The following is a 12,040-nucleotide window of genomic DNA, read 5'->3' as shown; positions in this document are numbered from 1 at the left end:
AGTGAAATAATGAAAAAACACCATACAAAGCACACTTCCTAAAATAGTTGCTCTACATGGCGTTTTTCCTTTCTTATTTTTCAAACTGCATAATGCCTTGTAAAAACATTTTTGTTTGCAATTCAATATATTCTTCAATTGTATAGCGTTTTTGTAATGCCCATTTACGGAAAGCCCAACTTTGCCCCTGAACGACAATTTGATGCGCCGCCAAATAGATGGCATCGTTTGATAAAGATAAATTACCAGAGTCGACACAATCTTTTAGTATACGCTCAAAGATCGCGACCATTTCAATCTCCTTGTCGAGAATATAATGCATTGCTTCTTTCGGCAGTGACTTCGTTTCTTGGTACATAATCGTAAACTCTTCCGGCATTTTATCAATGAGCAAATAATATTGACGGATTGCTTTTTCCAAACTTGCCACTGAACCTATTTCAGAGGGAAATTCCAATAAGCATTCCGTCACTTCATTGAAGATATTGTCACACACTAAAAATAAAACATCTTCCTTAGTGCGAATATATTCATACAATGTCCCAATTGAAAATCCGGCAGCCTTTGCAAGTTCTCGTGTTGTTGCACGGTGGAAGCCCTTTTCCTTAAAGAGCTTCACACCAGCATCGATAATTTGCTGGCGCCGCTCTATAATTTTATTTTCATCCTTTATTGACGATCGTACGTGCAGCTTATCATTGTTCGCCATACACTATTTCGTAATCATACGCGAAATTACGAGGCGTTGAATCTCTTGTGTACCCTCATAAATTTGCGTAATTTTCGCATCACGCATATAACGCTCTACCGGATAGTCTTTTGTATAGCCGTAGCCACCAAAAACCTGAACAGCTTCTGTCGTTACTTTCATCGCTGTATCTCCTGCAAGTAGCTTCGCCATTGCCGATGCTTTTCCGTATGGTAAATCATTTGATTCCAACCATGCTGCTTGGTACGTCAATAAACGTGAAGCTTCAATTTCTGTTGCCATATCTGCAAGTTTAAACGAGATACCTTGATTTGCTGTAATCGGTTTTCCGAATTGGACACGCTCTTTTGCATAGTCAACCGCTGCGTCCAATGCGCCTTGTGCAATTCCTACTGCCTGTGCAGCAATCCCGTTACGTCCACCATCAAGTGTTTTCATGGCAATTTTAAAGCCTTCCCCTTCTTCACCTAACACATTTTCTTTCGGTACACGGCAATTATCGAAAATAATTTCCGTCGTTGGAGATGAACGAATTCCTAGTTTTCTTTCCTTCTTGCCTACTGAGAACCCTGGGAAATCCGCTTCAACGATAAAGGCAGTTGTGCCGTTTTTCGCCTCTGGATCTGTTACTGCGAACACGACATAAATATCTGCGATTCCACCATTTGTTATAAAGATTTTTGAGCCATTTAAAATGTAGTCATCGCCGTCTTTTACCGCATATGTTTTCATCCCACCAGCATCTGAACCCGATGCCGGCTCTGTTAAGCCGTAAGCACCGATTTTCTTGCCTTCAGCCATTGGTCGAAGATATTTTTGTTTTTGCTCTTCATTTCCGAATTTGAAAATCGGCCATCCTGCAAGTGATGTATGTGCAGACAATGTTACTCCTGTTGATGCACAAACTCGTGATAGTTCTTCTACTGCGATACAGTAAGCTAAGTAGTCAAAGCCTGCTCCGCCGTATTCTTCCGGCCATGGAATACCAGTTAAACCTAGCTCTGCCATTTTGTCAAAAATGCCGCGGTCAAATTCTTCATGCTCATCGCGGTGTTCCGCTGTTGGTGCTACTTCATTGATTGCAAAGTCGCGAATCATTTCGCGTAGTTGTTGGTGTTCTTCTGATAATTGAAAGTTCATATCCCCATATCCCCTTTAAATTAGATTAACGTTACGGTTAAGGTTTCCGCGGGTTTTTAACATTCGTTCCTCTTTACTTGCGTCCACCGTGAAGCAACCTTAACTACATATTAAAAATATCTAACCAATCACATGCTTACTAATAACGATGCGCTGGATTTCGCTTGTGCCTTCATAAATCTGTGTGACTTTTGCGTCACGGAAATAGCGTTCTACTGGATAGTCTTCTGTATAGCCATAGCCACCGAAAATTTGTACCGCTTCGATTGCTGTGTCCATCGCTGTTTGAGAAGCGAATAATTTGGCCATTGACGCTTCCTTACCGCAAGATAATCCTTCACTTCGTAAGTTTGCAGCACGGTAAACGAGTAACTTTGCCGCTTCAACTGCAGTCGCCATATCTGCAAGCTTAAAACCAACACCTTGCTGCTGGGCTATCGGTTTACCAAATTGAATGCGCTCTTTTGCATAATTCGTCGCAGCTTCCAACGCAGCTTCGGCAATGCCTAAGCTTTGGGCTGCAATACCGATTCGACCAACATCTAAATTAGCCAAGGCAATTTTAAAGCCTTCCCCTTCTTGCCCGAGCAAATTTTCTGCAGGTACTCGCATATTTTCGAATGTAAGCTGTACAGTACTAGAACCATGCAGTCCCATTTTGCGTTCATCTTTACCGATAATAAGACCTGGTGTATTTTTTTCTACGATAAATGCGGAAACACCACGTGAACCCGCTTCCGGATTTGTAGAAGCAAATACGATAAAGATATCCGCTTCCCCGCCATTCGTTATGAATACTTTTGCACCATCCAGTACATAATGCTCTCCATCTCGAATCGCCCGTGTTTTTAAAGACGCTGCATCACTTCCCGCACTTGGCTCTGTTAAACAAAAGGCCCCGATATATTCACCACTTGCAAGCTTCGGTACATATTGTTTCTTTTGTTCATCATTGCCGAAATACAAAATTGGATTTGTGCCAACAGATGTATGGACTGATAATATAACACCCATTACTGCACTCACTTTCGATAGCTCATTGATGGCAATAATATAGGAAGTAAAGTCCATTTCCGCCCCGCCGTATTCAGCAGGTGCTGTAATGCCCATCAGGCCGAGCTCCCCCATTTTCTTTAGTAAATGCCTGGGGAATTCGCCAGCTTCCATTTGCTCGATAAATGGCTCGATTTCAGTTTTGGCAAAATCACGTACCATGTTACGCATCATTATCTGCTCATCAGTAAATTGTAGATTCATAGGAGTCCCTCAGCTTTCGTATATGTAGAAACCTCGGCCGCTCTTTTTGCCTAACCAGCCGGCTGCCACATATTTGCGTAATAATGGACAAGGGCGGTACTTACTATCACCAAGTCCTTCGTGTAAAATTTCCATAATCGATAAACATGTATCCAGCCCAATAAAATCAGCTAATGTGAGGGGACCCATCGGATGATTCATCCCCATCTTCATCACGTCATCAATCGCTTCTTTCGTTGCTACCCCTTCATATAAGGCATAAATTGCTTCATTAATCATCGGCAGTAAAATACGATTCGAAATAAAGCCTGGGAAGTCATTTACTTCTACACCTGTTTTACCAAGTTGCTTTGTCATGTCAGCAACCGTTTCATATACTGCATCTGTTGTTGCAAGACCGCGAATAATTTCCACAAGTTTCATGACAGGTACAGGATTCATAAAGTGCATGCCAATAACTTGCTCCGGACGCTTAGTCACTGCTGCAATTTCTGTAATTGGCAAACTTGATGTATTCGTTGCTAAAATCGCATGCTTTGGTGCAATTTCATCAAGCTGTTTAAAAATTGATTGTTTAATATCCATATTTTCAACGGCCGCTTCAATAATAATGTCGGCGTTTTTTGCATCTTCAATGGCCACAGATTTTGTAATTCGTGCTAATATAGCCGATTTTTCTTCTTCTGTTTTGCGACCTTTTTCTACATCACGTGTTAGGTTTTTCGTAATGGTATTTAAACCACGTTCGAAAAACTCATCCTTCATATCATTTAAAATGACTTCATAGCCTGCTTGTGCACAAACTTGCGCGATCCCGGAACCCATTTGACCTGCCCCGATAACCATAACTTTTTGAATCGTCATTTATTTCATCCCCTTAGTTTGTTACTTCGATTAATACCGCGTCCCCTTGGCCACCGCCTGAACAAATTGCCGCAATTCCTAAACCACCGCCACGACGTTTTAATTCGTAAGCAAGAGTTAAAATGATACGGGCTCCACTTGCTCCAATTGGATGACCTAATGCAACTGCGCCGCCATTGACATTCACTTTATTCTCATCTAATCCGCTAATTTGATTGCTTACTAGCGCAACTGCCGCGAATGCTTCATTAATTTCGATTAAGTCAATGTCTGCCAATGTTTTACCGGACTTTTCAAGCAATTGATTAATAACCAGTCCTGGTGTTTGAGGGAAATCTTCCGGCGCTACCCCCACTTCTGCATGTGCTAGGATTGTTGCAAGTGGCTGGCGGTGTTCCTGTTGCGCCTTTTCTTCACTCATAAGTACTAATGCACAAGCTCCGTCATTTACACCCGGTGCATTTCCGGCTGTAATGGATCCATCGCTACTGAATGCCGACTTTAATTTTGCAAGCGTTTCCACTGTTGTCCCTAAGCGTGGTGCTTCATCCGATTCAATGCGAAGTGGCTCACCTTTTCTTTGTGGAATTTCTACAGGTACAATTTCCTCAGCAAATTTGCCTGATTCAATTGCTGCAAGCGCTTTTTCATGGCTACGTGCTGCCCATTCATCCTGCTGTTCACGGGATACCTCAAACTTGCTCGCTGTTTCATTACCGTAAATGCCCATATGCACTTGTTTTGGATGAAATGCACATGACAAACCATCATAAATCATTCCATCTACTAAACTCGCATCGCCCATACGCAATCCGAATCTTCCTTTCGGCATATAGTACGGTGCATTTGACATCGATTCCATTCCACCTGCAACGATTACATCTTCTTCTCCTAAACGTATAAGCTGATCGGCAAGTGTGACACTGCGCATTCCTGATGCACAAACTTTGTTAATCGTTTCTGTTTTCACATTCCATGGTATACCAGCTTTATTTGCAGCTTGTCGTGAAGGAATTTGCCCCTGACCTGCCTGCAAAACTGTTCCGATAATCACTTCATCTACAGCTTCTGCTGCAACGTTTGCTTTTGCCAATGCCTCTTTAATGGCAATTCCACCTAAATCACTCGCTGTTAATGAACTTAAACCACCACCAAATTTACCGAATGGTGTTCGTGCTCCGTCTAAAATGACTGTTTTCGACAATCCATACACCCCTTTGTTTGAATCTGCTGATTTTGCAAAATCCAAAGTAGAATTTTGCCTATTTCCCTACCTTTAAGTAACCCCTTACTTAATATCCCTTTGTTTAAATCACTTTTTTTCTTATTCGACTGAACGCTCGCTCAATCAATATTTAGAAAAAAATGAGAGTAATAGCTACTCCCATTTTTTCACTTAATCTCATTGTATTAAATAGTTTTCTAAACTGCAACAATTATTCAAATATACTGAATTTAAATATTATTCTCTTTAATTCTTATTTTCTTTATCTTGTTCTCCATTTCCCTCTAAAGGACTCTGCACTGAATTTTCATCCGTTGCGACTTGCTGTTCTTCAGTAATCGATGATTGTTCAACAGGTGGTGCTTCTTTTTCAACTTCTACAAGTTCTGTTTCCTGCACTTTTTCAATAATCGGTTCTTCAGAAACTACCACTGGTGCTAAAACTATTTCTTCTTCGATTTCTTCTACTTGCTCTTTTTGTACTTGAACTTTTTCCGGTGTACCGAATACTGCTCGTTCTAAAATTTCTGCAATATCAAATGTTCCAACCGTTTCTTCCACTTCTTTTGCTTTCGTACCATCTGAAAGCATTGTTAAACAGTACGGACATCCTGATGAAATTACAGAAGCCTGTGTTGCCAGAGCCTGCTCTGTACGTGCTACGTTAATACGGTTTCCGACATGCTCTTCCATCCACATTAAGCCACCACCAGCACCACAGCACATACCGTCTTGACGATTACGTGTCATTTCAACCAGCTTAACACCTGCTATGCCTTTTAAAATTTCACGTGGTGGATCATATACATCATTGTAGCGACCTAAATAACATGAATCATGGAATACAATCGTTTCATCCACCCGATAGTCCATCGTTAAACGACCTTCTTGGATTAAATCGTATAAAAGCTCTGTATGGTGAAGTACTTCACCTTTCCATCCGAAATCCTGATATTCATTTTTGAAAATATTGTATGCGTGCGGGTCAATTGTAACAATTTTCGTTACACCATTTTTTTCAAATTCATCAATATTTGCTGTTGCCAGCTCTTGGAACAGGAATTCATTTCCTAAACGGCGTGGTGTATCACCGGAGTTCTTTTCCTTGTTACCTAAAATTGCGAACTTAACCCCAGCCTTATTCATTAATTTAGCGAATGCTAATGCGATTTTTTGTGAGCGGTTGTCAAATGAACCCATTGAACCTACCCAGAATAAATACTCCATTTCTTCGCCTGATTTTTTAAGCTCTTTAACTGTTGGAACATGCACAGATTCGTCCAGCTCTCTCCAGTTTTCTTTTTCTTTACGGTTTAAGCCCCATGGATTACCTTGGCGTTCGATATTTGTCATCGCTCGCTGTGCATCCGGGTTTACTTTACCTTCTGTCATTGTTAAATAACGGCGTAAATCAATAATTTTATCCACGTGCTCATTCATTACCGGACATTGATCTTCACAGTTACGGCACGTTGTACAAGCCCAAATTTCCTCTTCTGTAATAACATCACCAATTAATGATGGGCTATAAATATCTTCGATTACCGCGCCTTCTGCACCCGCTGCCATCGCTAATTGGTTTCCTTGTGTATTGTTGAAGAAAGAAAATGGTACCCAAGGCTTTTTCTTTAATTCAACTGCCCCTGTAAATGTTAAATGATCACGTAATTTTACAAGTAAATCCATCGGAGACAGCATTTTTCCTGTACCTGTTGCCGGACACATATTCGTACAGCGGCCACATTCAACACAGGAATATAAATCGAGCATTTGCTTCTGCGTGAAGTCATGAATTTTACCAACACCGAGCGGCGGCATACTTTCCTCGTCTTCCGCTTCTTCCAAAGCAGCAAAATCGATTGGACGTAATGTACCCATACGTTCCTGACGATTAAAATAAACGTTTAAAATCGACGTGATTAAGTGGAAGTGCTTACCTTGTGGAATATAAACAAGGAATGCTAATAGCGCTAATAAATGAGCCCACCACATTACAAAGAACATTACAGCAGCAATTGTTGGGTTCATCCATTGGAATACCCATGCAATAGCTGAGGCAACAGGTTCAGAGCCTGTTAAGCCATGATCATGCCAAATTAAATAAAAACCGTTACCAAATAGTGTAGCAAACATTAAAATTGCTAAAAACATATATACTAAACCGTTTTTAAATCCTTGCTTTAAACGAGCAAGCTTCTCCATATAACGACGGTAAAATGCCACTGCAACTGCGATTAAAATCGTTAGTACGACAAGCTCCTGTGTAAATGTAAATACTGGGTATAAGCCACCTAACGGCAAATGTGAACCTGGTGCTAGCCCTTTCCAGATCAGGTCAATTGCTCCGAACTGAACCATTAAAAACCCGTAGAAAAACAGAACGTGTACAAGTCCCATCTTCTTGTCTTTTAATAATTTTGATTGACCGAATACTTTCTCAATAATATCTTCCATACGCTCAGAAAATTTTTGATTAAACTCCTCTTTACGGCCAAGCTGAATGTAGTCATAGCGTGTTTTCAATAAGTATGCAAATAACCCTAATGCATAAAGTAACACAGCAATGAATGCAATCCAGTTAATAATTAAAAATGTATTCATACTTTTCCCCCCTGGAATACTAAGTTTCCGAACCCCTTTGTTCCTACAAACTATATTACCCTATTAATCTATAACCTCATTGTAGTTATGAATGAGCATTCAGTCAACAAATTTCATCATTAATTCTGAAAATTAAATCAAAATATAAAAAATGCTAGCTTGACAATTTATTTGTCTAAGCTAGCATTTTCCTACTTTATTTAAAGACGTCACCACTGCGAATGTACTCAACATCCGGGATGGATAAGCGATAATTCACTACCCGCGCTGCAGCAAATAGATAATCAGATAAACGATTTAAATACTTTTGTACGACAGGTGAAACATCTTCAATTTCTTTCATTAATGATACGGTTTGTCGTTCTGCGCGACGGGCTATCGTGCGAGCAATATGCAATGTGGCAGCAGCAGGTGCGCCTCCTGGTAAAATGAAACGTTTTAATGGAGGTGCTTCTTCAGATAATAGGTCAATCCGATTTTCTAGAACTGTAATAGGTTCCTCTGCTAATTTATAGTGACGTTCCTTCATTACATTGGCCAAATCGCCGCCGCCATCGAACAATTCATGCTGGATAGCTGTTAAATCTTCAATAATGTCCTCAAATTTACTTGAATCCAGTTCCGAAACTGCTTTACCGATAAATGAATTTAATTCATCAATTGTTCCGTATGCTTCTACACGTAGATGATCTTTATCAACACGCCCTCCAATAATGCTTGTCTTCCCTTTATCGCCTGACTTTGTGTATAATTTCATCAAATTTCATCCTTTCAATTTAGCATTGCATTAAAGAATTGTATGCTCTTTATACTTTTTTATTGCGGATACGGTAACTTCAAAAACGGCTCTACCGATTAATTTTCCGACTTCAGTAACGGGTCCTGCATACGGCATTTCTTCACCTTGCTGTGTCGCGGCGATTAATAAGCTGTCCGTTGCGGTACTAGTTGCCGTTGTGTTTGTTAAAGTGTCTTTAATTTGTTGGTCTGCCAAGGCTTTTGTTTTCGCTTCAGTTGCCGTAATCATAGCTTGGATAAATGCTTCATCCGTTAGTTTACCATTAATGAAGACCCATGTATTAATAGTCCCGATATGTGGCTCGTCCTCGCGTAAATAAGCTTTTGTGACATCAACACCATTTCCTACCCCTGCTGTTACCATAACACTAATTTCAACTTCATCTTTTGAAAAATGCTGAATGGCAGCACACTTCGTTTTCACAGCTGTTAACATAACGACCGTATTTGTTGGTGAAAAGTGATTATGTTGTAAAAATTGCTCTGTTTCTTCTTTTACATTGTATATATCATATTCCGGAGCAATCGCCCGGTTTAAAAATGTATCATACCAGCCTATTCCCGCATTATGTACTGCCGAAGAAATAACTTTTAATGGGGATGGAGAAATGTACTTAACATATTCATCTGTTATTTTGAAATTATTTTTATTTATAATCGACTGTTTTTGTTCTAATTCATTCGTTGGCATCATTGTTATTTGTGGCTTTGGCAGTTCAGGATGTGGATAAGTTACCACACGCGCCTGGTAGACATCAGCAATTTGATCTTGCATGATGACTTCATGTGGCTCCCCAAAAGCACGTATTTCCCCATTTTCAATTAAAAGCAGTTCATCACAATATAGTGACGCCAAATTAATATCATGAAAAATTGATACAACCGTTAATCCATTAAGTTCGACTTGCATTCGAATCATATCTAAAATTTGCTTCTGGTGGGCAATGTCCAAATGATTTGTCGGCTCATCCAAAAGAAGCAACTCCGAATCCTGAGCTAGTGCCTGTGCAATAAACACACGCTGTTGCTCACCGCCGGAAAGAAACTCCAGATGTCGATTTCTGTAATGCGAAACCCCGGTGCTTTCCATTGCACGGTTTACAAGGTTTTCATCTTCCTTTGACCATGTGGAAAAAAAGCCACTTTGATGTGGATATCTGCCCAATGAAACTGCGTCATATACACTGTTCGTAAATACACTCGCGTTTAATTGAGGAAGAACAGCCATCTTTTTTGCCAACTGTTTAATATCGTAGCTATTAATCGGGCGATCATCAATCAGGATTTCCCCCTGAGTAGGTTTTAAAACGCCACTGATCATTTTTAATAATGTCGATTTTCCACTACCGTTTGGACCAAGAATCCCGAGGATTTTACCTTTTTCCACGTGAAACGTCATATTTTTCACAATCTGTTTTCCGTCATAACCACCTGACAATTCGTTCACTTTTAACACTAGGCAACAACCTTTCTACGTTGCTTAAAGAAAATATAGGCAAATACCGGTGCACCAATAAACGAAGTAATTACGCCAATTGGGAGTTCTACAGGTGAGATGATGGTCCGTGATACTAAATCGCAAATGACGAGTAGACTTGCACCATTTAAAAAGGATAATGTCAGTAAATGTCGATGATCGGCTCCAACTAATAGACGAATCATGTGCGGGACAACTAATCCGACAAAACCAATCGTACCGGATGCAGCTACAGCCGACCCTGTTAAGATTGAGCCACCTGCTAAAATCATATATTTACTGCGCTTCACATTTACCCCTAAGTATTGAGCACGTTCCTCTCCGTATATCATTGCATTCAGCTCACGGCGATTGAACCATATCATACTCGTACCGATAATCATGAATGGCAAAATCATATTTACATATGACCAGCCGCGCATCGATACACTGCCAAGCAGCCAACCAATAATCGCTCTAAGCTCTTCCCCCGTTAAAGCAACCATTAATGAGATACATGAACCTAAAAACGAGCTGAATATAATTCCTGTTAAGATTAACGTTTCCATTTTCATAGAACGATCCACAAGTCGAGCAAAAGATAATACAATGACCATTGTACATGCGGCACCTGCCATGCTGAATACAGGTAATGTAAATGCACCAAGAAACGGAATCGAGATGCCTAAGAAAATTGTCATAACGGCTCCGACTGATGCTCCTGATGAAATCCCTAGCGTATAAGGATCGGCCAATGGGTTTTTTAATAGCCCCTGGAAAGCCGCCCCTGCAATCGCCAGTGATGCACCAACGATTGCGGCTAAAATTACGCGTGGCATCCGAATTTTCCACAGTATACTGTACGCTATCGGATCTGTCATTTTATCCCATAATGTCGAAATGGGGATATTAACCGTTCCAAATGATACTCCGATCCACATGCTGCAAAGAAGCAATGCAATTGAAATAACATAAGCATATATATATTTTCTATTCTTTAAATACATCTGGATAAATTGCCTCACCTAGTGATTCAATACCTTCTACAATACGTGGACCTTGGCGACTCGTCGTATCCCCATCTACGACATGAACATTGCCATTTTTAATTGCATCCATTTCGGTATAGGCAGAGTTATTTACGATGCTATCATAGTCGTTTTCATACGTTACAATAACTTCGTCCGGATTACTTTCAACAAATTGCTCAGAGCTATACATCGGCCATCCAAGCTCTTGTACTGCATTTTCTACATTTAACACTTCTAGCATTTCATTGATAAATGTTTCTTGTCCTGCTGCATATAAGTCCGGCTCTGTGCCCACTACGATAAACACAGATTTTTCTTCTAAATCAGCCACTTTAACTTCAATATCTTGAATTCCTTTTTGAATGGATGCAATCATCTCTGTTGCCTCAGCGGTTTTCCCTGTTAATTGCCCAATTTGTTCAATAGTCGTATATGTTTCTTCAAATGTTGTAGTATTTTTCACTACAAATACAGGAATGCCAACTGATTCAAGTTGCGCAATCCCTTCTTCGTTAAAGCTATAAAGACCTGATTCATGGGCTACTACTAGATCTGGCTGCAATGCAATCAATTGTTCCAAGTTAAATTCCATCCCACCAACTTTTTCTTTTGTCTGAACTTCTTCCGGGTAATTATCATTGTCAGATACCCCAATAATTTGTTCATTTAAGCCTAAGCCAAATAATATTTCTGTATTGGATGGAATAAGGGAAATAATGCGTTCAGGAGCTTTTTCCACTGTCACTTCTTTGTTTAAAGCATCCGTTACCGTTATAGGGAACTGTGCTTGTTCCTCAACAGTTTCTATCGATTGTTGAGCTGTATCTTTTTCTACTGCTGTTTCTTCAACCCCACACCCTGCAAGGAGCATAATGGAGATAATTCCTGTTGAAGAAAGTCGTTGCCAAGTTTTCATATGTAATTAATTCCTCCTAAAATTGTTCTAACCTGTAATTTTA

Annotated in this window: 10 protein-coding genes; all 10 read right to left on the bottom strand. The window is 40.1% G+C overall.

Annotated elements, in window-relative coordinates:
• Window positions 1–73 precede the first annotated feature (73 nt).
• Window positions 74–709 carry a TetR/AcrR family transcriptional regulator gene (locus NYE67_RS02885; protein ID WP_340726917.1) on the bottom strand — a complete coding sequence of 212 codons (636 nt, stop codon included), beginning with the start codon at window positions 707–709 and terminating at the stop codon, window positions 74–76.
• A gap of 3 nt (window positions 710–712) precedes the next feature.
• Window positions 713–1,849 carry an acyl-CoA dehydrogenase gene (locus NYE67_RS02880; RefSeq protein WP_340729094.1) on the bottom strand — a complete coding sequence of 379 codons (1,137 nt, stop codon included), beginning with the start codon at window positions 1,847–1,849 and terminating at the stop codon, window positions 713–715.
• 120 nt (window positions 1,850–1,969) lie between these two features.
• Window positions 1,970–3,106 carry an acyl-CoA dehydrogenase gene (locus NYE67_RS02875; RefSeq protein ID WP_340729093.1) on the bottom strand — a complete coding sequence of 379 codons (1,137 nt, stop codon included), beginning with the start codon at window positions 3,104–3,106 and terminating at the stop codon, window positions 1,970–1,972.
• 9 nt (window positions 3,107–3,115) lie between these two features.
• Entirely contained in the window at window positions 3,116–3,970 is an 855-nt protein-coding gene (locus tag NYE67_RS02870; RefSeq protein ID WP_340729092.1) for a 3-hydroxybutyryl-CoA dehydrogenase, read from the bottom strand.
• 13 nt (window positions 3,971–3,983) lie between these two features.
• Window positions 3,984–5,174, bottom strand: coding sequence for an acetyl-CoA C-acetyltransferase (locus tag NYE67_RS02865; RefSeq protein ID WP_340730875.1), 1,191 nt, complete (start codon window positions 5,172–5,174; stop codon window positions 3,984–3,986).
• 267 nt (window positions 5,175–5,441) lie between these two features.
• Entirely contained in the window at window positions 5,442–7,796 is a 2,355-nt protein-coding gene (locus NYE67_RS02860) for a (Fe-S)-binding protein (protein ID WP_340729091.1), read from the bottom strand.
• 196 nt (window positions 7,797–7,992) lie between these two features.
• Entirely contained in the window at window positions 7,993–8,553 is a 561-nt protein-coding gene (locus NYE67_RS02855; RefSeq protein ID WP_340729090.1) for a cob(I)yrinic acid a,c-diamide adenosyltransferase, read from the bottom strand.
• A 30-nt stretch (window positions 8,554–8,583) separates the two neighbouring features.
• Entirely contained in the window at window positions 8,584–10,050 is a 1,467-nt protein-coding gene (locus NYE67_RS02850; RefSeq protein ID WP_340729089.1) for an adenosylcobinamide amidohydrolase, read from the bottom strand.
• Window positions 10,050–11,057 carry a FecCD family ABC transporter permease gene (locus NYE67_RS02845; protein ID WP_340729088.1) on the bottom strand — a complete coding sequence of 336 codons (1,008 nt, stop codon included), beginning with the start codon at window positions 11,055–11,057 and terminating at the stop codon, window positions 10,050–10,052. The genes NYE67_RS02850 and NYE67_RS02845 overlap by 1 nt, the downstream gene beginning before the upstream one ends.
• Window positions 11,041–11,997 carry an ABC transporter substrate-binding protein gene (locus tag NYE67_RS02840; protein ID WP_340729087.1) on the bottom strand — a complete coding sequence of 319 codons (957 nt, stop codon included), beginning with the start codon at window positions 11,995–11,997 and terminating at the stop codon, window positions 11,041–11,043. Before NYE67_RS02840 ends, NYE67_RS02845 begins: the two co-directional genes overlap by 17 nt.
• Window positions 11,998–12,040: the final 43 nt, after the last annotated feature.

The organism is Solibacillus sp. FSL W8-0474, from assembly GCF_038004065.1.
Taxonomy (GTDB): domain Bacteria; phylum Bacillota; class Bacilli; order Bacillales_A; family Planococcaceae; genus Solibacillus; species Solibacillus faecavium.
The sequence above is the reverse complement of the archived record's forward strand: the minus strand, read 5'-3'. Positions and strand labels throughout refer to the sequence as shown.